Origin of the sequence: Pseudomonas chlororaphis subsp. chlororaphis, from assembly GCF_003945765.1 — a bacterium.
Lineage (GTDB): Bacteria > Pseudomonadota > Gammaproteobacteria > Pseudomonadales > Pseudomonadaceae > Aquipseudomonas > Aquipseudomonas chlororaphis.
Genome location: NZ_CP027712.1, coordinates 2199933 through 2223427 on the forward strand (window position 1 = coordinate 2199933; position 23495 = coordinate 2223427).

The 23495-nt window shown below is 62.2% G+C and carries 21 protein-coding genes; 11 read left to right on the forward strand and 10 right to left on the reverse strand.

The genetic code is table 11. The features are described from left to right. Positions 1-2 precede the first annotated feature (2 nt). Complete coding sequence (gene mfd, locus C4K27_RS10025) at positions 3-3452, reverse strand: transcription-repair coupling factor (protein ID WP_053260308.1); 3450 nt, start codon at positions 3450-3452, stop codon at positions 3-5. A 350-nt stretch (positions 3453-3802) separates the two neighbouring features. Here mfd and C4K27_RS10030 point away from each other — a divergent pair, with 350 nt between their 5' ends. After that, positions 3803-5266 carry a glyceraldehyde-3-phosphate dehydrogenase gene (locus C4K27_RS10030; RefSeq protein ID WP_007921292.1) on the forward strand — a complete coding sequence of 488 codons (1464 nt, stop codon included), beginning with the start codon at positions 3803-3805 and terminating at the stop codon, positions 5264-5266. Positions 5267-5451: 185 nt separating this feature from the next. Here the strand turns inward: C4K27_RS10030 and tcuC are convergent, their stop codons facing one another. Further along, positions 5452-6750, reverse strand: a complete 1299-nt coding sequence (tcuC, locus tag C4K27_RS10035; RefSeq protein WP_053260309.1) for an MFS transporter — start codon at positions 6748-6750, stop codon at positions 5452-5454. Between the two features lie 373 nt (positions 6751-7123). Here tcuC and C4K27_RS10040 point away from each other — a divergent pair, with 373 nt between their 5' ends. Continuing rightward, positions 7124-8101, forward strand: coding sequence for an FAD:protein FMN transferase (locus C4K27_RS10040; RefSeq protein WP_053260310.1), 978 nt, complete (start codon positions 7124-7126; stop codon positions 8099-8101). Between the two features lie 201 nt (positions 8102-8302). Beyond that, on the forward strand, positions 8303-9697 hold the full coding sequence (gene sthA / locus C4K27_RS10045; RefSeq protein WP_007926939.1) for a Si-specific NAD(P)(+) transhydrogenase: 1395 nt from the start codon (positions 8303-8305) through the stop codon (positions 9695-9697). A 42-nt stretch (positions 9698-9739) separates the two neighbouring features. Here the strand turns inward: sthA and C4K27_RS10050 are convergent, their stop codons facing one another. Both C4K27_RS10050 and C4K27_RS10055 read right to left on the reverse strand, forming a co-directional pair. Continuing rightward, entirely contained in the window at positions 9740-10462 is a 723-nt protein-coding gene (locus C4K27_RS10050; protein ID WP_007926940.1) for a glycerophosphodiester phosphodiesterase, read from the reverse strand. Between the two features lie 61 nt (positions 10463-10523). Beyond that, on the reverse strand, positions 10524-11111 hold the full coding sequence (locus C4K27_RS10055; RefSeq protein WP_053260311.1) for a PilZ domain-containing protein: 588 nt from the start codon (positions 11109-11111) through the stop codon (positions 10524-10526). A gap of 94 nt (positions 11112-11205) precedes the next feature. Here C4K27_RS10055 and C4K27_RS10060 point away from each other — a divergent pair, with 94 nt between their 5' ends. The 3 genes from C4K27_RS10060 (at position 11206) to C4K27_RS10070 (ending at position 14456) form a co-directional block, all read left to right on the forward strand. Then, entirely contained in the window at positions 11206-12456 is a 1251-nt protein-coding gene (locus C4K27_RS10060; RefSeq protein ID WP_007926943.1) for a lipoprotein-releasing ABC transporter permease subunit, read from the forward strand. Positions 12457-12463: 7 nt separating this feature from the next. Continuing rightward, entirely contained in the window at positions 12464-13147 is a 684-nt protein-coding gene (lolD, locus tag C4K27_RS10065) for a lipoprotein-releasing ABC transporter ATP-binding protein LolD (protein WP_164523762.1), read from the forward strand. A gap of 64 nt (positions 13148-13211) precedes the next feature. After that, on the forward strand, positions 13212-14456 hold the full coding sequence (locus C4K27_RS10070; protein ID WP_053260313.1) for a lipoprotein-releasing ABC transporter permease subunit: 1245 nt from the start codon (positions 13212-13214) through the stop codon (positions 14454-14456). Positions 14457-14511: 55 nt separating this feature from the next. Here the strand turns inward: C4K27_RS10070 and C4K27_RS10075 are convergent, their stop codons facing one another. Together C4K27_RS10075 and C4K27_RS10080 are read right to left on the reverse strand one after the other, a co-directional pair. Beyond that, positions 14512-15873, reverse strand: a complete 1362-nt coding sequence (locus tag C4K27_RS10075) for a heavy metal sensor histidine kinase (RefSeq protein ID WP_053260314.1) — start codon at positions 15871-15873, stop codon at positions 14512-14514. Continuing rightward, entirely contained in the window at positions 15873-16553 is a 681-nt protein-coding gene (locus tag C4K27_RS10080; RefSeq protein WP_007926961.1) for a heavy metal response regulator transcription factor, read from the reverse strand. The genes C4K27_RS10075 and C4K27_RS10080 overlap by 1 nt, the downstream gene beginning before the upstream one ends. 155 nt (positions 16554-16708) lie before the next feature. Here C4K27_RS10080 and copI point away from each other — a divergent pair, with 155 nt between their 5' ends. Further along, positions 16709-17263, forward strand: coding sequence for a copper-resistant cuproprotein CopI (gene copI, locus C4K27_RS10085; RefSeq protein ID WP_053260315.1), 555 nt, complete (start codon positions 16709-16711; stop codon positions 17261-17263). A 68-nt stretch (positions 17264-17331) separates the two neighbouring features. Continuing rightward, a complete protein-coding gene (gene queF, locus C4K27_RS10090) occupies positions 17332-18162 on the forward strand; it encodes an NADPH-dependent 7-cyano-7-deazaguanine reductase QueF (protein ID WP_007926963.1) in 831 nt (276 codons plus the stop codon). A gap of 45 nt (positions 18163-18207) precedes the next feature. Here the strand turns inward: queF and C4K27_RS10095 are convergent, their stop codons facing one another. Beyond that, positions 18208-18471 carry a DUF4404 family protein gene (locus tag C4K27_RS10095; RefSeq protein WP_007926964.1) on the reverse strand — a complete coding sequence of 88 codons (264 nt, stop codon included), beginning with the start codon at positions 18469-18471 and terminating at the stop codon, positions 18208-18210. Between the two features lie 113 nt (positions 18472-18584). Next, positions 18585-19202, reverse strand: coding sequence for an HAD superfamily inactivated hydrolase PcrP (locus C4K27_RS10100; protein ID WP_053260316.1), 618 nt, complete (start codon positions 19200-19202; stop codon positions 18585-18587). Between the two features lie 201 nt (positions 19203-19403). On the opposite strand from C4K27_RS10100, the gene C4K27_RS10105 reads away from it, so the two are divergent. Next, positions 19404-20087 (forward strand): MlaA family lipoprotein, encoded by a 684-nt coding sequence (locus tag C4K27_RS10105; protein WP_053260317.1) that lies wholly within the window; start codon positions 19404-19406, stop codon positions 20085-20087. 57 nt (positions 20088-20144) lie between these two features. On the opposite strand, the gene C4K27_RS10110 is transcribed toward C4K27_RS10105, so the two are convergent. Continuing rightward, entirely contained in the window at positions 20145-20444 is a 300-nt protein-coding gene (locus tag C4K27_RS10110; RefSeq protein WP_053260318.1) for a PilZ domain-containing protein, read from the reverse strand. Positions 20445-20721: 277 nt separating this feature from the next. On the opposite strand from C4K27_RS10110, the gene rssB reads away from it, so the two are divergent. Both rssB and rssC read left to right on the forward strand, forming a co-directional pair. After that, complete coding sequence (rssB, locus tag C4K27_RS10115) at positions 20722-21903, forward strand: two-component system response regulator RssB (RefSeq protein WP_053260319.1); 1182 nt, start codon at positions 20722-20724, stop codon at positions 21901-21903. Then, positions 21903-22385: an anti-sigma factor antagonist RssC gene (gene rssC, locus C4K27_RS10120; RefSeq protein ID WP_007926970.1), complete on the forward strand. Its 483-nt coding sequence runs from the start codon at positions 21903-21905 to the stop codon at positions 22383-22385. Before rssB ends, rssC begins: the two co-directional genes overlap by 1 nt. Before the next feature lie 74 nt (positions 22386-22459). Here rssC and tal read toward each other — a convergent pair whose 3' ends face one another. After that, positions 22460-23386 (reverse strand): transaldolase, encoded by a 927-nt coding sequence (gene tal, locus C4K27_RS10125; protein WP_007926971.1) that lies wholly within the window; start codon positions 23384-23386, stop codon positions 22460-22462. Positions 23387-23495 lie beyond the last annotated feature (109 nt).

A 23495-nucleotide genomic window follows, 5' to 3' on the forward strand; every position in this document is an offset into this window, starting at 1 on the left:
CTTCAAGCAGTTTTCGGGGTGAGGCGCTCGAACAGCGCCTCCAATGTGTTGAAGCGTTCTTCCGGACGTTCCATCGGCACCATGAATTTGAACAGCGTGGCGCCTTCAAATTTGTAGCGATTGGGTTGGCCCTGGATGAGTTTGATCAGCGCCAGCGGGTCCACCGGGGTATCGGCGGCGAACTCGAGACGACCGCCCTGCGGGCCGCCGTCGACCTTCTTGATGCCCAGTTGCTCGGCCTGCAGTTTCAGCAGGGTCAGGCGTACCAGGTTCTTGGTCGGTTCTGGCAGCAGGCCGAAGCGGTCGATCATCTCCACCTGCAGGTCCTTCAGGCCGTCCTCGTCGGTGGCCGAGGCGATGCGCTTGTAGAGGATCAGTCGCGCGTGCACATCCGGCAGGTAGTCTTCGGGAATCAGCGCCGGCAGGCGCAGGTTGATTTCCGGACCACCACCCAGCGGCTGGTCGAGGTTCGGCTGCTCGCCCTTGCGGATGGCTTTCACCGCGCGCTCGAGCATTTCCATATAAAGGGTGAAGCCCACCGCCTGGATCTGCCCGCTTTGGCCATCCCCCAGCAGTTCGCCGGCGCCGCGGATCTCCAGGTCGTTGGTGGCGAGCACGAAGCCGGCGCCGAGGTCCTGGGTGTTGGCGATCGCCTCCAGGCGCTTTTCCGCGTCCGGGGTGATCTGCTGGCGCGGTGGCGTCAGCAGGTAGGCGTAGGCCTGGTGGTGACTGCGACCGACCCGGCCGCGCAACTGGTGCAGCTGGGCCAGGCCGAACTTGTCGGCGCGCTCGATGATGATGGTGTTGGCGCTCGGCACGTCGATGCCGGTCTCGATGATGGTCGAGGCGATCAGCACGTTGAAGCGCTTGTGGTAGAAGTCGCTCATCACCTGTTCGAGTTCGCGTTCGCGCATCTGCCCGTGGCCGATGCCGATGCGCGCTTCCGGCACCAGTTCGGCGAGGTCGGCGGCGCATTTCTCGATGGTCTTCACGTCGTTGTGCAGGTAGTAGACCTGGCCGCCACGCAGCAGCTCGCGCAGCAGGGCCTCTTTGACCGTGCTTTTGTTCTGCTCCATGACGAAGGTGCGCACCGACAGGCGTCGGGCCGGTGGCGTGGCGATGATCGACAGGTCGCGCATGCCCGACACCGCCATGTTCAGCGTGCGCGGAATCGGCGTGGCGGTCAGGGTCAGGATGTCGACTTCGCTGCGCAGGGCCTTGAGCTGTTCTTTCTGGCGCACGCCGAAGCGGTGCTCTTCGTCGATGATCACCAGTCCGAGGTTCTTGATCTTCACATCGTCCTGCAGCAGCTTGTGGGTGCCAATGACGATGTCGATCTTGCCTTCGGCCAGGTCGGCCACCGCGGCATTCACTTCCTTGGCGGACTTGAAGCGACTCATCACTTCCACGCTCACCGGCCAGTCGGCGAAGCGGTCGCGGAAGCTGTTGTAGTGCTGCTGGGCGAGCAGGGTGGTGGGCACCAGGATCGCCACTTGCTTGCCGCCGTGCACGGCGATGAAAGCGGCGCGCATCGCCACTTCGGTCTTGCCGAAGCCGACGTCGCCGCAGACCAGGCGGTCCATCGGCTTGGCCGCGAGCATGTCCTCGCGCACCGCTTCGATGGTGGTTTGCTGGTCGGGGGTTTCTTCGAACGGGAAGCCGGCGCTGAAGGTGGCGTAGTCGGCTTTCGGGTCGGCGAAGGCATAACCTTCGCGGGCCGCGCGGCGGGCGTAGATGTCCAGCAGTTCGGCGGCGACATCGCGCACCTGTTCGGCGGCCTTGCGCTTGGCTTTCTGCCAGGTTTCCGAACCCAGGCGGTGCAACGGCGCCAGGGCGTCGTCGCTACCGGTGTAGCGGGCGATCAGGTGCAGGTTGGCCACCGGCACATAGAGCTTGGCGCCCTCGGCGTATTCGAGGGTGAGGAATTCGGCGGCCTGGTTGTCGATTTCCAGGGTGGCCAGGCCCAGGTAGCGGCCCACGCCATGATCGATATGCACCACCGGCGCGCCTTCGCGCAGCTCGGTGAGGTTCTTGATCACTGCATCGTTGTTGGCGTCGGCGCGTTTCTCCCGGCGCCGGCGCTGCATCACGCGCTGACCGAACAGCGGGCTTTCGGCCACCAGCGCCAGGGCCGGATCGTCCAGCAGCAAGCCTTCGTCCAGCGGTGCGATGGTGATCGCCAGGCGATCCTTGCCCGCGACGAAGTCCGGCCAGCTGTCGACAGTCTTCGGCCGCAGCTTCAGGCGCTCCAGCAATTCCAGCAGCACCTCGCGGCGCCCGGCGGATTCGGCGGTGAACAGCACGCGTCCAGAGAATTCATTGAGGAAATTGGCCAGGGCCGCCAGCGGCTGGTTGGCCTTGGCTTCAATGGCGAGGTTGGGCAGGGGCTGCGCCGGGAAGCGCTCGCGGCCGCCACCGGCCTCGATGTCCTGCTGGCTGGCGACCACCCGCGGCCAGCTTTTCAGGCGGGCGAAGCAGTCTTCCACCGGCAGGAACAACTCGGCGGGCGGCAATAAAGGACGGGACGGATCGACGCGGCGTTCTTCGTAACGGTTGCGCACGTCGTTCCAGAAGTTTTCGGCCGCTTGCTCGATGCCCGGCAGGGAAAACACCTGGGTGTCCTGGGGTAGGTAGTCGAACAGGGTCGAAGTGTCTTCGAAGAACAGCGGCAGGTAATACTCGATACCGGCCGGAGTGATCCCGCTGCTCAGGTCCTGGAAGATCGGGCAGCGGCGGAAATCGACGTCGAAGCGTTCGCGGAAACGGGCCTTGAAGCGGGTGACGGCTTCTTTTTGCAGCGGGAATTCTTTCGCCGGCAGCAGGCGCACCGAATCGACCTTGTCGATGGAGCGCTGGTTTTCCGGATCGAAGGTGCGCAGGGTCTCGATTTCATCGTCGAACAGGTCGATGCGATAAGGCAGTTTGCTGCCCATCGGGAACAGGTCGATCAGGGCGCCGCGCACCGCGAACTCGCCGTGCTCGTAGACCGTGTCGACACAGCGATAGCCGCTGGCTTCCAGGCGAGTGCGCATCTGTTCGACATCCAGCTTCTGACCGATGTCCAGCACCAGGCTGCTGCCCAGCAGGAACTTGGTCGGCGCCAGGCGATGCAGGGCCGTGGTGATCGGCACCACCAGCACGCCATGCTCCAGCTCCGGCAGCCGGTACAGGCTGGCGATCCGCTGGGAGATGATGTCCTGGTGCGGCGAGAACAGGTCGTAGGGCAGGGTTTCCCAGTCCGGGAAATGCAGCACGGGCAAATCCGGGGCGAAGAAACTCAGCTCCTGCTCCAGCCGTTCGGCACTTTGGCTGTCGGCGGTCAGCAGCAGGGTGAAGCGCTTTGCGGCGCTGGCAGCCTCGGCAATGGCGAGGCTGAGGGCGGCACCGGGCAGATTGCCCCAGTGCTGTTTGCCGGCGGCGGCAGGGAGTTGCGGTAGACGCAGAACGGGCACGGAAGGTTGAGCTCCAGCGTTGCGACAAAGTCGGTAATTGTAGCGGTCCGGCGTACCGGCTGTCAGTTGCTGATGTGTCTATTACGCGGTTGCGGAAAATGTAGTGGTTATGACAAAAAAACGCGTTTCTTGGCGGGAAATGTAGTGCCGAATCGGGGCGGTGTTACGGAGGGTTACAGACAACGCTGGGATACCGCGCAAAATGAGGCCTTTCTGGAACCCGCGTATTTACTGGGCTGGAGCGGGGTGTGTTTTTTCCGGATGGGTTTTTGTTACGTTCCGCGCGACAGGCGCGCATTGCTACGCAGGGGACTCGGCTGCATAATGTAGCCCCTTTTTTCAGCCCCTACATGTGGAAGGTTCCCGTGACTCAGAAGCCCGACCAGTGTCTTGGTGAATGGATCGACCGTGAAGCGCTCGCAGAAGCGATGATTCCGCTTATCGGTCAGCTCTACCGCAATAACAATGTGGTGAGTTCGATCTATGGCCGCAGCCTGATCAACCAGTCTGTCATCGCGATTCTCAAAGCTCACCGCTTTGCTCGCCATCGCTCTTCCGACGATAGCGAACTCTCCGTCCACGAAACATTCCCACTGCTCAAGGCCATGAGCGAGCTCAAGCTCGGCGCGGCTTCGGTGGACCTGGGCAAGTTGGCGTTCAAATTCCGTAACGAAGGCAATGGCCGCACCGCCGAGCAATTCGTTCGCGAAGAACTGGCTGACGTGGTTGGCCAGCAAAACGCTTCGCCCCGCAAAGGCACCGACGTGGTCCTGTACGGCTTCGGTCGTATCGGCCGTCTGCTGGCGCGCATCCTGATCGAAAAAACCGGTGGCGGCGACGGCCTGCGCCTGCGTGCCATCGTGGTGCGCAAAGGCGCCGAAAACGACCTGACCAAGCGCGCCAGCCTGCTGCGTCGCGATTCGGTGCACGGTTCGTTCAACGGCACCATCACCATCGACGAAGCCAACAACACCATCACCGCCAACGGCAACCTGATCCAGGTTATCTACGCGAAGAACCCGACCGAGGTGGACTACACCCAGTACGGCATCAAAGACGCGCTGCTGGTGGACAACACCGGTGTATGGCGTGACGCCGACGGCCTGGGTCAGCACCTGGCCTGCCCGGGTATCGACCGCGTCGTTCTGACCGCGCCTGGCAAAGGCAAGCTGAAGAACATCGTTCACGGTATCAACCACGCCGAAATCACCGCTGACGACAAGATCGTTTCCGCCGCTTCCTGCACCACCAACGCCATCGTGCCGGTGCTCAAGGCTGTGAACGACAAGTTCGGCATCGTCAACGGTCACGTCGAAACCGTTCACTCGTACACCAACGACCAGAACCTGATCGACAACTTCCACAAGGGCGATCGTCGTGGCCGTAGTGCCGCGCTGAACATGGTAATCACCGAGACCGGTGCTGCCACCGCTGCCGCCAAGGCCCTGCCTGAGCTGGCCGGCAAGCTGACCGGTAACGCGATCCGCGTTCCGACGCCAAACGTGTCGATGGCCATTCTCAACCTGAACCTTGAGAAAGCCGCTACCCGTGAAGAGATGAACGAGTACCTGCGTTACATGGCGCTGCACTCCGATCTGCACAAGCAGATCGACTTCGTCAATTCCCAGGAAGTGGTTTCCACCGACTTCGTGGGCTCGCGCCACGCCGGTGTGGTGGACGCTGAAGCGACCATCACCCAGGATAACCGCGTTGTTCTGTACGTCTGGTACGACAACGAATTCGGTTACAGCTGCCAGGTGGTTCGCGTGATGGAAGACATGGCTGGTGTGAACCCGCCTGCGTTCCCGCGCTAAGCCTTAGCCGCACATGAAAACGCCCCGACTTGTCGGGGCGTTTTTGTTTGTGGCGTTTGACGGCTGGAGGAATGAGTTGATTGGACGGGCCTTTTCGCAGGCAAGCCTCGCTCCTACGGGGCGTATGCGATTTCAGAACTGACGCATAACCTGCAGGAGCGAGGCTTGTCCGCGAAGACGGTCGATCAGGCGCCACCCACTACTGCTGACTGCGCAGTGCGCAGTTCATGCTTGTTGCCGCGGAACAACACCAGGGTCGCGATCAAGCCCAGCACCGCCGCGCCGCTGAGCCAGATCCCCGGCGCCGCCTTGTTGTCCAGCGCATGGATCAGGTAGGTGCAGGCCGCCGGCGTGAAGCCGCCAAAGGTGGCGGTGGCCAGGCTGTAGGCCAGGGAGAAGCCGGTGGTGCGCACTTCAACCGGCATGATTTCGGTGAGAGCCACCACCATGGCGCCGTTGTACGAGCCATAGAGGAAGGACAGCCACAGCTCGACGATCAGCAGGTGGCTGAAACTCGGGTTGGCCACCAGCCAGGACAGGGCCGGGTAAGCCGTGAGGATCGCCAGGACGGTCGCCGCCAGCAGCAGCGGCTTGCGCCCGACCTTGTCCGATACGGCGCCCATCACCGGCAGCCAGAAGAAGTTCGACAGGCCGATGCACACGGTGACCAGCAGAGCGTCCAGGTCCGACAGTTGCAATTCGGCCTTGCCGAAGGTCGGGGTGTAGGCGGTGATCAGGTAGAAGGACACAGTGGTCATCACCACCAGTGCCATGCCGGCCAGGACGATGCCGAAGTTCTGGCCGATGGAACGGATGATTTCCTGCAGGGTAGGGCGGTGCTTGCGTGCCTGGAACTCCGGGGTTTCTTCCAGCGAACGACGGATCATGAAGATCGCCGGCACTATCATGCAGCCCACCAGGAACGGCATGCGCCAGCCCCAGTCGCCCATTTGTTCCGGGCTCAGCCAGTGGTTCAGGCCAACGCCCAGCAGGCCGGCGAAGACCACGGCGGCCTGTTGACTCGCCGATTGCCAGCTGACGAAGAAGCCCTTGCGGCCCGGGGTGGAGATTTCCGCCAGGTAAACCGAGACGCCACCCAGTTCCACACCGGCAGAGAATCCCTGCAGCAAGCGGCCGAGCAGCACCAGCAACGGCGCGGCGACGCCGAGGGTGGCATAACCCGGGACGCAGGCGATCAGCACGGTGCCCGCGGCCATGAGCAGCAGGGTGATGATCAGGCCCCGGCGCCGGCCATGACGGTCGATATAAGCGCCAAGAAAGATCGCGCCCAGCGGGCGCATCAGGAAGCCGGCGCCGAAGGTCGCCAGCGACAGCATCAATGACGCGAAAGCACTGTCGGCAGGGAAGAAGGTCTTGGCAATGGCCGTGGCGTAAAAGCCGTAGACCATGAAGTCGAACATCTCCAGAAAGTTGCCGCTGACAACGCGAAAGATCGCCTTGCCTTTGCCCGTGGTCGTGGACATTTTATTCACTCACTTTGGCTATTTTGTTAGCGATCCCTGGTCGTTATCCGTCCTGGCTGCACGGTCTGGGGCGGCTAAGCCGCAGGCCAGACAGTTTGTAACAATATGTGTATGAGTCTGCCGAGGCAACAAAAACTCTTAGCTTGCTTGCTAAGTAGATGGACGGCTTGGGATTTATTGCCAGCCAGTTCGCGGAATAAACCCGCAGGAGCGAGCTCGCGATGAGCCGGGTTCGGCCTGCATCAAATCCGCGCTGTCTGCCGCATAATGGCCCGCCCTGGTCGGACGAAGCCGAGAGGGAAATCGATTGTCGGGAGGCGAAGTCTTGCTGGGTGGATCTTGGGTGCGAGGGTGGCTTCCTGTCGTTCTGGCAATGGCCCTGGCCGGATGCGGCCGGGGCGATTCGCTGGAAAGCTTTGGCGGCCCGACCATGGGCAGCACCTACTCGGTCAAGTACGTGAGGCGGGCAGGGCTGGCTGCGCCGAGTGAGGTGCAGGCCCAGGTCGAGCGGATACTTGCGCAGGTCGACCGGCAGATGTCGACCTATCGCAGCGACTCGGACATCGAACGCTTCAACGACCTGCCGGCCAATAGCTGCCAGGCGATGCCGGCGGCGGTCCTGCGATTGATCGAGATTGGTCAGCAGCTGTCGCGGGACAGCCAGGGCTCCTTTGATCTGACGGTCGAGCCGTTGCTCAACCTCTGGGGCTTCGGTCCGCAGGGGCGCGGGGAGGTGGTGCCCAGCGACGAGGCGCTGGCGCAGGTGCGGCAGCGAGTCGGCTATACCCATCTGCGTATCGAGGGCGACCAGCTGTGCAAGGACGCCGCAGTCGAGGTGGATTTCAACAGCATCGCCGCCGGTCATGCAGTGGACCGGATTGCCGCCAGGCTCGCGGAAATGGGCATCGACAGTTACCTGGTCGAAGCCACCGGCGAACTCAAGGCGGTCGGCAGGAAACCCGACGGTTCGGCGTGGCGCATTGCCCTGGAGGAGCCGCGGGACGATCGACAGCTGGCCGAGCGGGTCATCGCCGTCGATGGTTATGGGGTTTCGACTTCCGGCGACTACCGCAATTATTTCCAGCGCGACGGACAGCGTTATTCCCACACCTTCGACGCCCGCACCGGCAGGCCTGTCGAGCATGGGCTGGCTTCGGTCACGGTGATTCATCCCGCTGCCGTGATGGCCGATGGTCTGTCGACCCTGCTGCTGATCCTCGGTCCCGAGCGCGGTTGGGATTACGCGGAAAAACACGATATCGCCGCATTTTTTGTGATTCGTGCCGATACAGGCTTCGTCACACGCAGCAACCGCGCGTTTGATCGCCTGTTTGCCGGACAAAAGCAGTAATCTTGCGCGGTGCCGCGGCGCGATGTCGCAGGCAAAAGTAGCCGGCGACGCGACCAAGGGTTAATGTGCGCGGCGTTGACGCTTCTATAGACTGTGCCCGGGTTCGTAACCGAGCCAAATTGATCCTTCATGCCGCTGGCCGCGACATGATTTAGCCGCAGGCACCATATCGGGTGCCGCGGCCTGTTCTGAGGAGTACGCATGGCTGTCTACAACTACGACGTAGTGGTGCTGGGTTCAGGCCCCGCTGGAGAAGGTGCGGCGATGAACGCCGCGAAAGCAGGGCGCAAAGTAGCGATGGTCGATAGCCGTCGCCAGGTCGGCGGTAACTGCACCCACCTGGGCACCATCCCGTCCAAGGCCTTGCGTCACTCGGTCCGGCAGATCATGCAGTTCAACACCAACCCGATGTTCCGGGCCATTGGCGAGCCGCGCTGGTTCTCCTTCCCTGATGTGTTGAAAAGCGCCGAGAAGGTCATCTCCAAACAGGTGGCCTCGCGCACCGGCTACTACGCGCGTAACCGGGTCGACGTGTTCTTCGGTACCGGCAGCTTCGCCGACGAGCAGACCATCGAAGTGGTCTGCGCCAACGGCGTGGTCGAGAAGCTGGTGGCCAAGCACATCATCATCGCCACCGGCTCGCGTCCCTATCGTCCGGCCGATATCGATTTCCACCACCCGCGTATCTACGATAGCGACACCATCCTCAGCCTCGGCCACACCCCGCGCAAACTCATCGTTTACGGCGCTGGCGTGATCGGTTGTGAATACGCCTCGATCTTCAGTGGCCTGGGGGTACTGGTCGAGCTGGTGGATAACCGCGGCCAGTTGCTGAGCTTCCTGGACTCCGAGATCTCCCAGGCGCTGAGCTACCACTTCAGCAACAACAACATCACCGTGCGCCACAACGAGGAATACGACCGCGTCGAAGGCCTCGACAATGGCGTGATCCTGCACCTCAAGTCGGGCAAGAAGATCAAGGCCGACGCCTTGCTCTGGTGCAATGGCCGGACCGGTAATACCGACCGGCTGGGCATGGAAAACATCGGGGTCAAGGTCAACAGCCGTGGCCAGATCGAGGTGGACGAGAACTACCGCACCTGCGTGCCGAACATCTACGGCGCCGGCGACGTGATCGGCTGGCCGAGCCTGGCCAGTGCCGCCCATGACCAGGGTCGTTCGGCCGCCGGCAGCATCGTCGACAACGGCAGCTGGCGCTTCGTCAACGACGTGCCGACCGGGATCTACACCATTCCGGAGATCAGTTCGATCGGCAAGAACGAGCAGGAACTGACCCAGGCCAAGGTACCGTACGAAGTGGGCAAGGCCTTCTTCAAGAGCATGGCCCGCGCGCAGATCGCCGGTGAGCCGCAAGGCATGCTGAAGATCCTGTTCCACCGCGAAACCCTGGAAGTCCTGGGCGTGCACTGCTTCGGTTACCAGGCTTCGGAGATCGTGCACATCGGCCAGGCGATCATGAACCAGCCGGGCGAACTCAATACCCTGAAGTACTTCGTCAACACCACGTTCAACTACCCGACCATGGCCGAAGCCTATCGGGTAGCCGCTTACGACGGCCTCAACCGGCTTTTTTGAGCGACTCCGGCCGGTGGCCTGAGCCGGCCGGGGAGACCGATTTCAGTAACTCTCGAGCGTGGCGCTGGCCAAACCGGGAAAGTCTGTAATCAGGCTGTCTACGCCGAAGTCGGCGAGTCTGCGCATCAGCGCAGGCTCGTTGACTGTCCACACCGATACATGCAAGCCCTGACGCTGCGCCCGTTGCAGCCGCTCCGGGGTGCAGAGTGTCCAGTTCAGCGCCAGAATCTCGCAGCCGTAGCTTTGCGCGACCTTCAACGGGTCGAGCCAGGCGTATTCGGCGACCAGCCCGCGCGACAGATCCGGGGTCAGCTCGACAGCCGCCTTGAGCACTTCCCGTGAGCTGGAGGTGACGGTGACCTTGTCCAGCAGGCCGAAACGCTGCGCCATCTCGCGAATCGCCAACACCGTGGTGGCGGCACGGGTGCGCGAAGCGCTCTTGACCTCCAGCTGCCAGTGCTCGAAGTCGCATTTTTCGAACAGTTCTTCCAGGCGCGGGATCGGGCAGGGTGTGACCCAGCCCGGGCCGCCCTTGCGAGCGTCATAGGACACCAGTTCTTCGGCGCTGTGTTCGACCACCTTGCCGCGGCGGTCGGTGGTGCGCTTGAGGGTCGGGTCGTGGATCACCATCAACTCGCCGTCCATGGACAGGTGCAGGTCCAGTTCGCAGCGGCGCACGCCATGCTTGAGGCACTGCTGGAAGCTGGTCAGGGTGTTTTCCGGTGCTTCGCCTTTAGCGCCGCGGTGGCCATAAATCAGGGTCACGATTGCTCCTTCACGGAAATTTTTCCATTAGATGGTCAGTGCTGCGCGGTGGGGCCGCAGATCAATCGGCTGCCGGGTCGTTCTGCTCTCGGGCCTGGCGACGTTCCTGGGCTTGCTTCTGCAGGATATAGCGCGCCAGCAACTGGCGTTGGGCGTCGGTCAATGCTTCGAACTCGGTACCGATTTCGAACGTGCCGAAACTGCGGGTTTCGCAATGGGTGACCTTGGCCCGCAACAACAGGCCCAAGGCCTGGGGCATCAGCAGCAGCTTGACCGCCAGGTGGGTGCCGGCCGGGTAGGACAGGTGATGTTCGAACTCGATGCCACCCTCGGAGAGAATCACCCGCTGCGGCTCGCCGAACTTGCCGAGCACGGTCTGCGCCACCACCTGGCTGAGCAGGTCGATGCGCTTGTTCATGGACTTGAGGTAGTTGGCCAGGGTCCGGTCGCGCTCGCTGACCTGGCGCAGCAGGTGCTGCGATTCGAATTCGCTCAGATGCAGCTCGCTGAGCAGGTTGAACAGCGGCGACGCATCCTGCAACACTTCCTTGCTCGCCGCTTCGTGGGCGGACAAGGGGCTAATTTCCAGTGCGATCGTGTCCTCGATACGGTAGTATTCGCGGCGATCTTCTTCATCTAATGTCGACATGGCGAACCCATGGTAGCGGCGGTGGTCTGAGTGTAAAGCTGCTTACCAGGACCCGCCACAAGGACGTCTTCTTTTCCTCCGAACAAGCCCCGACATGTTCAGACCTCTCTTCGTATTTATTGGCACGCGTTATACCCGTGCAAAGCGCCGCAATCATTTCGTGTCATTCATTTCCCTGACCTCGATGATCGGACTCGCCCTTGGCGTGGTCGTGATGATCGTCGTGCTGTCGGTGATGAACGGCTTCGACCATGAGATGCGCACCCGCGTGCTGGGCATGGTGCCCCACGCGACCATCGAATCCGGTGAGCCGATCAGCGACTGGCAGGGCCTGGCCGACAAGGTCAAGCAGAACCCCAAGGTGCTGGCGGTTGCGCCGTTCACCCAGATGCAGGGGTTGCTGACCAATAACGGCCAGGTGCAGAAAGTCCTGCTCAACGCCATCGATCCGGCCAAGGAACGCCAGGTCTCGATCATCGATAACTTCATGAAGCAGGGCAAGCTGGACGACCTGGCCCCCGGCAGCTTCGGCATCGTGATCGGCGACAAGGCCGCGACCAAGCTGGGGGTTGGCCTGGGCGACAAGCTGACCTTCGTCGCGCCCGAGGTCACGGTGACCCCGGCCGGGATGTTCCCGCGCATGAAGCGTTTTACCGTGGTCGGCATCTTCCATGTCGGCGCCGGCGAGCTGGACGGCTATCTGGGCCTGACCAACCTCGACGACCTGGGCCGCCTGCACCGCTGGAAACCGGACCAGGTGCAGGGCCTGCGCCTGAAGTTCGACGACCTGTTCCAGGCGCCACGCACCGCCTGGGAAATTGCCGAGCAGCTGGGCGAGAACCAGTACTACGCCCGTGACTGGACCCGTACCCACGGCAACCTGTACCAGGCCATCCGCATGGAAAAAGCCATGATCGGCCTGCTGTTGCTGCTGATCGTCGCCGTGGCTGCGTTCAACATCATCTCCACCCTGGTGATGGTGGTGAACGACAAGAAGGGCGATATCGCGATCCTCCGTACCCTGGGTGCGACGCCGGCCAGCATCATGGCGACTTTCATGGTCCAGGGCACGGTGATCGGCGTGATCGGTACCTTGATTGGCGCCGTGGTCGGGATGTTCGCGGCGTTGAACGTGAGCGCGGCGATCTCCGCCCTCGAAGGCTTGATCGGGCACAAATTCCTCAATGCCGACGTGTACTTCATCGACTACCTGCCATCGCAACTGATGGCCGAGGATGTGTTGATGGTCTGCGGCGCGGCACTGGTCCTGAGTTTCCTCGCCACCCTGTATCCAGCCTGGCGTGCCGCGCGCACCCAGCCGGCGGAGGCGCTACGTTATGAGTGAGTTGGGCATGAGTGAAAAAGCAATTCTGAGCTGCCGCGACCTGGGCAAGTCCTATGAGGAAGGTCCGGAATCGGTGGTGGTGTTGTCCGGCCTGCAACTGGAGTTGCACCCGGGCGAGCGGGTGGCGATCGTCGGTACCTCAGGTTCGGGCAAAAGTACCTTGCTCAACCTGCTGGGTGGCCTCGACACGCCGACCAAGGGCAGCGTCTGGCTCGACGGCGAGGAGCTTTCGGCGCTGAGCGAGAAGGGCCGCGGCCTGCTGCGCAACCGCGCCCTCGGCTTCGTCTACCAGTTCCACCACTTGCTGCCGGAATTCACCGCCCTGGAAAACGTCTGCATGCCGCTGCTGATCGGCAAGACCGCGATCCCGGAAGCCCGTCAGCGGGCCACCGCCTTGCTGGAGCGGGTAGGGCTGGCCCATCGCCTGGAGCACAAGCCGGCCGAACTGTCCGGTGGTGAGCGCCAGCGCGTGGCCATCGCCCGTGCCTTGGTCAACAAGCCAGGGCTGGTAATGCTCGACGAGCCGACCGGCAACCTCGACTCCCACACCGCGCAAGGCATCCAGGACTTGATGCTGGAACTCAGCACCTCGATGCGTACCGCGTTCCTGGTGGTGACCCACGACATGAATCTGGCTCGCCAGATGGACCGCGTCCTGCACCTGCAGGAAGGTTTCCTGACGCCCATCTGATTGGTCGCAGCCCGGCGCCTGAAACAGGCGCCGGGTCTTTAATTTCCATACGGTGCCCCAGCGAATGTTCAGACCGTTATCGATCTTTATCGGCACGCGCTATACCCGCGCCAAGCGCCGCAATCGCTTTGTTTCCTTCATCTCCATGACCTCGATGATCGGCCTCGCCCTGGGCGTGCTGGCGATGATCGTGGTGTTGTCGGTGATGAACGGTTTCCAGCGCGAAATGAGCTCGCGCATCCTCGGCATGGTGCCCCACGCCACCATCGTCGGCGTCAAACCGATCGACGACTGGCAGCCGGTGGCCGCCGCGGCGATGAAAAATCCCGAGGTGACGGCCGCGGTGCCGTTCACCGAGATGGAAGGCATGCTCTCCTACAAGGGCTCGATGCAGCCGATCCAGATCAGCGGCATCGACCCGGCCCAGGAAGGCAAGGTCTCCATCGTTGCCCAGCACATCGTGCAGGGCCGTCTGGATGCCTTGAAGCCGGGCGAGTTCGGGGTGGTGATCGGTGAGATCACGGCACGGCGCTTCCGCCTGAATGTCGGCGACAAGCTGACCCTGATCGTGCCGGAAATCAGCTCCGCGCCGGGCGGCATCACCCCGCGCATGCAGCGCTTGAACGTAGTCGGGGTATTCAAGGTCGGGGCCGAGCTCGACGGTTCCATGGGCCTGATCCATGTGGCCGATGCCGCCGAGATGCAGCACTGGCAGCCGAACCAGGTGCAGAGCGTGCGCCTGGCGGTCAAGGACCTGTACGCCGCGCCCAAGGTTTCCGGCGATATCGCGGCCAGCCTGGGCGCTGGCTTCAAGGCCGATGACTGGACCCACACCCAGGGCAGCCTGTTCAGTGCGATGAAGATGGAAAAGACCATGATCGGCCTGTTGCTGTTGATGATCGTGGCCGTGGCCGCGTTCAACATCATCGCCACGCTGATCATGGTGGTGAACGACAAAGGTGCGGACATCGCGATCCTGCGCACCATCGGCGCCACGCCACGGCAGATCATGGCGATTTTCATGGTCCAGGGGACGGTGATTGGTATCGTCGGTACCTTGATCGGTGGCGTGCTGGGGGTGATCGCGGCGTTGAACGTCAGTGCACTGGTGGGGTGGCTGGAGCGGGTCAGCGGCCAGCACATCTTCAGTTCCGACGTGTACTTCGTCAGCAACCTGCCTTCCGAGCTGCAGGGCGGCGATGTGGCCCTGATCTGTACCGCGGGTTTCGTTCTGAGCTTCCTGGCGACCCTGTATCCAGCCTGGCGCGCGGCGAAGGTCGAGCCGGCGACTGCATTGCGTTATTCGTAATCTCGCTATCGCGAGCAAGCTCACTCCTCCGGGGAGCTTGCTCGCAACCCCTGCGCTAGTCCTGCCTCGGCAACTCAATCACAAAGCTCGTCCGGCCCTGCGCCGATTCGCAACGAATCTGCCCGCCATGGGCGCGGATGATCGATTGAGTGATGGCCAGCCCCAAGCCTGCATGTTCACTGCTGCCTTCATGGCGCGCCGGGTCGGCGCGGTAGAAGCGGTCGAACAGCCGTGGCAAGCGTTCGGGCGCAATGCCTTCGCCGGTGTTTTCCACCCGCAGGTATGAACCCTTGGCGGTCTCGCCAAGTCGCACCCGCACTTCGCCGCCGGCCGGGGTGAAGCACAGGGCGTTGTCCAGCAGGTTGGCAAGGGCGCGGCGCAACATGCTGCGGTCGCCCTGGATCTTCGCGCTGCCTTCGCGCCCGAGGGCGATACCGGCGTCTTCGGCCAGCGGCGTATAGAACTCTAGCAGCATGTCGGTTTCCTCACCCAGCTCCAGGGCTTCGCGCTTTGGCGTCAGCAGGCCGTGGTCGGCCTTGGCCAGGTAGAGCATGTCGTTGACCAGTTGGGCCATCCATTGCAGCTCTTCGAGGTTGCTGTGCAGGGCTTCGCGATAGTCTTCCAGCGCCCGTGGGCGGGTGAGGGTGACCTGGGTGTGGGTCAGCAGGTTCGACAGCGGGGTGCGCAGCTCATGGGCGATGTCCGCCGAGAACGCGGAGAGGCGCTGGAAGGAGTCGTCCAGGCGCCCGAGCATGGCATTGAAGGCCTGGGCCAGTTCGGCCAGTTCGCCGGGCATCTGCTGCTCCGGCAGGCGCTGGGTCAGGGAGCTGGCGGACACGCCCGCGGCGACCTCGCTCATCCGCCGCAGCGGACGCAAGCCGCTGCGCGCGGCCCAGGCCCCGAGCAGCGCGGTGGCCAGCGCCGAGAGGCCGACGGTCAGCCAGATCAGGTGCTGCATACGCTGCAGAAAGTGCTGGTGGTGGGTGATGTCGAGCATCAGGGTCAGCTCTGGCGAGCCGGCCTGGCCAGGTTCCAGGGCCGCACTGTAGATGCGGTAGGCGGTACCGTCGTGTTGCAGGCTGTGCAGCCCGGTCGGCTGGGCCGGAGCGGCCGGCAACCCCTTGGCGCTGTCAAACCAGAGGGCGCCATCCGCGCCTGTGACCCGCAGCGTCAGGTCCGGTTGATGGCTGAGTTCATCCTGCAGCTGCGCCTTGCGTTCGGCAAAGCGTTGCGGGGTGTCGGCGCCCTGCAGCGCACTGCGCATGGCGATGAGCTTGCCTTCCAGCAGTTGCTGGTCGAGCTCAATGAAGTGCGCCTCGCTGGCGCGGCTGAACAGCACCCCGGCCAGCAGCGAAACCACCGCGGTGCAGCCGGCGAACAATAGGGCCAGGCGGCCACTCAGGGTCAAGCGGCGCATCAGGCCTGGCGCTCTTCGAGCACGTAGCCCATACCGCGCACGGTGTGGATCAGCTTGTTCGGGTAATCGTCATCGATCTTCAGGCGCAGGCGGCGGATCGCCACCTCGATGACGTTGGTATCGCTGTCGAAGTTCATGTCCCAGACCTGAGAGGCGATCAGCGTCTTGGGCAGCACTTCGCCCTGGCGCCGCAGGAGCATTTCCAGCAGCGAGAACTCCTTGGCGGTGAGGTCGATGCGCTGGCCGTTGCGTTCGACCCGTCGGCGAATCAGGTCCAGGCGCAGGTCCGCCAGTTGCAGGGTGGTTTCCTGGGGCGTGGAGCTGCCGCGGCGCAGCAGGCTGCGGACCCGGGCCAGCAATTCGGAGAAGGCGAAAGGCTTGACCAGGTAATCGTCGGCGCCCAGTTCCAGGCCGTGGACCCGGTCTTCCACCGCATCGCGCGCGGTCAGGAACAGCACCGGGATCTCCAGCCCGGCGCCGCGCACGGCTTGCAGGATCTGCCAGCCATCGCGGCCCGGCAGCATCACGTCGAGAATCAACAGGGAATAGTCGCCGGTCAACGCCAGGTGTTGCCCTGTGGTGCCATCGGCCACCAGCTCGGCGTTGAAGCCTGCCTCGCTCAGGCCCTGGCGCAGGTAGTGGCCGGTTTTCGGTTGGTCTTCGACGATCAGCAGTTTCATGGGCGGCTCATGGCAAATGGAACGCGGGCTTTATACCCTGGGTGACGGCCGCAGGACACAAGCTGACAAAGTTGTAATCTAGCAGTCAGCCAGCTGGCAGCGCTGCGGCCTTAGAGTTTCACACAAGCTGAACCTCATCTTATTGGAGTGCGATTATGTTTTTGCCCAAGGGTGTTTTACCTCGTTCGTTGACGCTGGCCGCGTGTTTGCTGGCATTGGGTGCGCCGGCCTGGGCATCGCCGACGCAGACCTACGATTTCGGTCAGGCGGCCCCGGCGGCCAAGGCCACGCGTACGGTGGAAGTGGTCATGAACGACATGTCCTACACCCCCAAGAGCCTGGACATCAAGGCTGGCGAAACCGTGCGTTTTGTCTTGATCAACAAGGGCCAGTTGCTGCATGAGCTCAATCTCGGTACCGCGACCATGCATGCCGAGCACCAGCAGGAAATGCTGAAGATGCAGCAGAGCGGCATGCTCACGCCCACCGCGATGAAGAACATGCCCGCCGGGGCCATGGATCACGCCGCCATGGGCCATGGCGCGATGCCCGGCATGACGCACGACGACCCGAACAGCGTGCTGGTAGAGCCAGGCAAGACCGCTGAGCTGACCTGGACCTTCAGCAAGGCCGGCAGCCTGGAGTTCGCCTGCAATATCCCGGGGCACTATCAGGCAGGCATGGTCGGCAAGCTGACGGTCAGCCAGTAAGCGCCTGGGACTCAAAGGCGGAGGCAAAGACTGATAGAATCGCCTGATTCTTCAGTCAGGTTTCCGCCATGCATCCCGCAGCCGAACATTCGCCGCTGGGCAAGTCCAGTGAATACGTCTCCACCTACACGCCATCCTTGCTGTTCCCAATCCCGCGGGCGGCAAAATGGGCCGAGCTGGGTCTGAGCGCCGACACCCTGCCTTATAAAGGCGTGGACTTCTGGAACTGCTTCGAGCTGTCCTGGCTGTTGCCCTCCGGCAAGCCGGTGGTGGCCATCGCTGAGTTCAGCATTCCGGCTGACTCACCGAACATCATCGAGTCGAAGTCGTTCAAGCTGTACCTCAACTCGCTGAACCAGACTCCTTTCGCGGATCGCCAGAGCCTGGAGGAAACCTTGCGTGCCGACCTCTCTGCGGCGGCCGGCAAGCCGGTGGGCGTGCGCATCCGCAGCCTGGGCGAAGTGGAGGCGGAAGGTGTGGTGGCCTTGCCGGGTGCCTGCATCGACGAGCTGGATATCAGCGTCAGCAGCTATGAACACCCGCGTCCGGAGTTGCTGCAGTGCGACAGGTCGCGGATCGTCGAGGAGAGCGTGCACAGCCATCTGCTCAAATCCAATTGCCCGGTCACCAGCCAGCCGGACTGGGGCAGCGTGGTGGTGGAGTACCGTGGTCCGGCGCTGGACCACGCCAGCCTGCTGGCCTACCTGGTGAGCTTCCGCCAGCACTCGGATTTCCATGAGCAATGCGTGGAGCGGATCTTCCTCGACCTGCAGCGTTTGCTGCAGCCGGAGAAGCTGACGGTGTACGCGCGTTATGTGCGTCGTGGTGGACTGGACATCAACCCGTATCGCAGCACCGAAACCGCGAGTTTCGCCAACTTTCGACTGGTTCGCCAGTAATGAAAAGCCCCGCTCTGGTAGCGGGGCTTTTTTGTCTGTAAGGGGTTAAATCCCCATGTTGCCGAGAGTTTGCACGATGTTGCGCAAGGTGCCGGCAATGGCGGGGTGTTCAAGCTCGAAGCGTTCGACGGCGAGGTTGACCCCGTCGGCCAGGCTGGTGTCCTGGGTGGCGTTTTCCAGTTTGAGCTCGAGCTCGATCTGTTGCATCAACTCCTGCAGATTGGCGCGTTCTGCTTCCGAAAGCGGTGGGTTCTGCTCCAATTGCTCGCGCAGGGTATTGAGCTGTTCTTGCAGTTCGCGGGCAGGCATGGCGTTCTCCCTTCATTGATAGGCACAGCCATGGACCGCGCCGATTCGCTAAAGGTCCATGTCTGAGGCTTAGCGTAATCCACTCGCGGGCAATGTGCATGATCTTGATCAAGTCAGGGTTTTTCACCTTTCTGGCGACGCTGGCCGATATCGGCCAGGCAGGTTGGCAGCTCGCCCAGATGGTCGATCACCGAGTGCACGCCGAGGCTGAATAGATGCAGGGTGACCTTGCCACGCTTGAGCTCGCGCTCCTGCTGGCTCAGTGCCTGCCATTGCGTCGGACTCATGCCGCAGAGCGAACCGCAGGATGCCAGGCCGATGGTCCACAGGCCGGCGTTGAGGCCAGATTGCAGCAGGCGCGGTTCGCCGCTAACCAGCACGCAGCCGTCCAGGCGGCTGACATTCAGGGCCATCAGAGCCTGCCAGCAGGCATCGGGAGCCGGCCAGCGGGAGCCTGTGTTGGGGGAGGGGGTGACCCAGTCGGGTAGTGAACTTGCCAGGTGCTGGCTGAGGGGGGCGGGCAACTCGTCGAGCCAGGCGCAGGGCACGCCCTGGTGCTGCAGGCTGTGCAGAATGTCCAGGGCGCCGTGAGTGGCATGGGCCTGTTCCAGAGGGTGGTCGGCGCTATGCAGGCGCATCCGCGCACCGAAATCCACCAGGCAACCGCTGAGGCCAAAGAGCACGGCGGTCAAGGTGGGGGCGGATACAGGCAAGGCTTCGGCGTGAGGCATCGTGACGTCCCTGAAATACCTCGCAAGAGTATCGACGACAGATGACCGTTGGATGACATCCCTGTGAACAGGCCATGCAAACGAGGGGGAGAGGGCGAAGCACTGCACCAGTGCTGCATAAATGGATATATCCGACTTATACTAGCGCGCTTACCGCCAGGGCATAGCGCCCGCGACAGTACAATCCAAGGAGTTTCTGCTATGCGCTGGAGCAATCGTCTCGCTCAGCTTATGTGTGCCGGCATGCTGCTGGTGCCGGTTATGACCCACGCTGCGGAAGACGATCCGTGGGAAAGCATCAACCGCCCGATCTTCACGTTCAACGACACCATCGACACCTATGCGCTGAAACCTCTGGCGCAAGGTTATCAGGCAGTAACGCCGCAGTTTCTCGAAGACGGCATTCACAACTTCTTCCGTAATATCGGTGATGTCGGCAACCTGGCCAACGATATCCTGCAAGCCAAGCCCCATGCCGCTGCCGTCGACACCGCGCGGCTGTTGATGAACACCACCATCGGTGTGGCGGGTTTCTTCGATGTGGGCACCAAGATGGGCTTGCAACGTAACGATGAAGACTTCGGCCAGACCCTGGGTTACTGGGGCGTCGGCAGTGGTCCTTACGTGATGCTGCCGTTCTTCGGTCCGAGCACCCTGCGCGATGCGCCGGCCAAGTATGTGGACAGCTTCACCGACGGTTACCGTTATGTGAACGACGTGCCGGTGCGTAACAGCGTGTTTGCCCTGGAGGTCGTCGACACCCGCGCGAGCCTGCTGTCGAGCGAGAAGCTGATCAGTGGCGACAAGTACACCTTCATTCGCAATGCGTACCTGCAGAACCGCGAATTCAAGGTCAAGGACGGCAAGGTCGAAGACGATTTTTAAGCGACCTGTCCATGAAAAAGGCGGCCCTTGGGGCCGCCTTTTTTGTTGATCTTAGAATCAGTTCATCTTCAGGATTGTAAGGCCAAGTTTCTGGCCGTTACCTTCCAGCTCGGTGATCCAGACCACTTCGGTGTCCGCTTCCAGTCCCCTGAGGGCGGCGTGCTCGGAATCGATACGCACGCTGAGCTGATCGCCGACCTTGAATGAGCGCGGAGCCTGAACCTGCATGCCACCGCTGGAAAGGTCGATGCAGACGGCCGCAATCACCTGGCCCTGGTGGATTAGCGTGACCTCTGCATCCACTCGCATGCGGATGTAATCGCGCTTTTCACTGTAGTCACGATCGTTTGGGCTCATAGGCTCCAACCTGCGTTTAAGTTGCGGATTTGCCTGTTCTTATAACTCCCGGTGATTTGAGGTGTAAAGACGTCCGGCGACCATCGGCATGAGCTTGAAACGCCCCGCGGATGGGAGTACCGTCTGCGCCTTAGAAGGGCACCTCTGATGGTCGAGCGTGCAGGGCTACGGGCCCTGACTCCATTTCCAGAGTGGCTAGAAAGCGAATCCAGTAGTGTGTGTCCAGGCCTCGTGCCCAGCCACCTACGCCAACCTAATTCTGGCGCCGTTTGCCCACATGCCAAAAACCAGTGCCACGCTGCTGATAATCGATGACGACGAAGTAGTGCGCGCGAGCCTCGCGGCCTATTTGGAAGACAGTGGCTTCAGCGTCCTGCAGGCCAGTAACGGTCAGCAGGGACTTCAGGTGTTCGAGCAGGAAAAGCCCGACTTGGTGATCTGCGATCTGCGCATGCCGCAGATGGGTGGCCTCGAACTTATCCGTCAGGTAACCGACATCGAACCGCAAACCCCGGTCATCGTGGTTTCCGGTGCCGGTGTGATGAACGATGCCGTCGAGGCCTTGCGCCTGGGCGCGGCGGACTACCTGATCAAGCCGCTGGAAGACCTCGCGGTGCTGGAGCACTCGGTGCGCCGGGCCCTGGATCGCGCGCGCCTGCTGCTGGAAAACCAGCGCTACCGGGAGAAGCTGGAAGCCGCCAACCGCGAGCTCGAAGCCAGCCTGAGCCTGCTGCAGGAAGATCAGAACGCCGGGCGCCAGGTGCAGATGAACATGCTGCCGGTGAGCCCATGGACCATTGATGAGTTCAAGTTCGCGCACCAGATCATTCCGTCGTTGTACCTGTCCGGCGATTTCGTCGACTACTTTCGTGTCGACGAGCGCCGCGTAGCCTTTTACCTGGCGGATGTTTCCGGGCATGGTGCGTCTTCGGCCTTTGTCACGGTGCTGCTCAAGTTCATGACCACGCGCTTGCTGTTCGAGTCCAAGCGCAACGGCACTTTGCCGGAATTCAAGCCGTCGGAAGTCCTGGGCCATATCAACCGTGGCCTGATCAGCTGTAAGCTGGGCAAACACGTGACAATGGTCGGTGGCGTCATCGACGAGGAGACGGGCTTGTTGACCTATAGCATTGGCGGACACCTGCCATTGCCTGTGTTGTACACGCCAGACAGTGTGCGTTACCTGGAAGGGCGGGGTCTGCCGGTAGGCTTGTTCAATGAAGCCACCTATGAAGACCACATTCTGGAACTGCCTCCGAGCTTCAGCTTGACGCTGATGTCTGATGGCATTCTGGACCTTTTGCCGGAACCCACACTCAAAGAGAAAGAGGCCGCCTTACCTGATCGGGTGAGAACGGCCAGCGGCAGCCTGGATGGTCTGCGGCAGGTTTTTGGATTGGCCACGCTAGGGGAGATGCCGGATGATATCGCCCTGTTGGTGTTGAGCAGGAATCTTTAATGAGTACCGGTAGAATCCAGTTCGCCGAGCAGGACGGCACCTTTGTCCTGAAGTTTATCGGTGAAGTGCGCCTGACCCTGTGTTCGGCGCTGGATGCGACTATTGAGCGAATCTTCACGGCGCTGAACTTCTCGGCGATCGTGATCGACCTGACCGAAACCCGCAGCATTGACAGCACCACCCTGGGCCTGCTGGCCAAGCTGTCGATCCTGTCGCGGCAGAAGGTCGGCCTGTTGCCGACCGTCGTCACCACCCACGAAGACATCACTCGACTACTGCAGTCCATGGGCTTCGATCAGGTGTTCAACATCGTTGATCGTCCGATCCCATGCCCGGAATGCCTGACCGACCTGCCATCCCAGGACCAGTCGGAAGAGGTGGTGCGGCTCAAGGTGCTGGAAGCGCACAAGATCCTCATGGGCTTGAACGACTCCAACCGCGAGGCTTTCCACGATCTGGTGAATGCCCTGGAACGCAACTGATCCTATAAAGCGGCAGCACATAAAAAAGGGCGAACCCGTGAAGGTCCGCCCTTTTTGCGTTGGCGCTCGCTCGATCAGAGCTTGGCGGCCAGCAGTGCCTCGAGTTTTTCCTGGTCGCGGGCGAACTGACGGATGCCTTCGGCCAGTTTTTCGGTGGCCATGGCGTCTTCGTTGGAGGCCCAGCGGAACTGCGCTTCGTTCAGGCTCTGGCGAGCTTCGCCAGCGTGGCCGGGCGCCAGTTTGCGCTCCAGCTTGCCGGTGTCGGCGGCCAGTTTCTCGATCAGGTCCGGGCTGATGGTCAGACGGTCGCAGCCGGCCAGTTGCTCGATCTGGTTCAGGTTGCGGAAGCTGGCACCCATGACCACAGTCTTGTAGTCATTGGCCTTGTAGTAGTTGTAGATGCGGGTTACCGACTGCACGCCCGGATCGTCGGCGCCGGTGTAGTCGTTGCCGCTGGCCTTCTTGTACCAGTCGTAGATACGCCCCACGAACGGCGAGATCAGGAACACCCCGGCCTCGGCGCAGGCGATCGCCTGGGCGAAGGAAAACAGCAGGGTGAGGTTGGTCTGGATGCCTTCGCGTTCCAGCTGCTCGGCGGCACGGATGCCTTCCCAGGTGGAGGCGATCTTGATCAGTACACGCTCGCGGCCGATGCCGGCCTTGTCGTACAGCTCGATCAGGCGATGGGCGCGCTTGAGCATGGCATCGGTGTCGAACGACAGGCGGGCATCCACTTCGGTGGAAATGCGGCCGGGGATCACTTTCAGGATTTCTTTGCCCACTGCGACGCCAAAACGGTCGCTGGCCAGGCCGACATCGCCCTTGACGTCACTGACGCAGGCGTTCAGCAGCTCGGCGTAACCCGGAATGGCCGCGGCCTTGAGCAACAGGGAAGGATTAGTGGTGGCGTCTACCGGTTTGACCCGGGCGATAGCGTCGAAGTCGCCGGTGTCGGCAACCACGGTGGTGAACTGCTTGAGTTGTTCCAGCTTGGAAGTCATGAGAGTGCTCTGTCCTGTGGGTCTGTTGACATTACCCGAGCGCTGACAGCCGCTCAAGGGTGCGAATGCGTAACCGGATGCCTAAACGAGCCCCAAGGGCGACAACCTG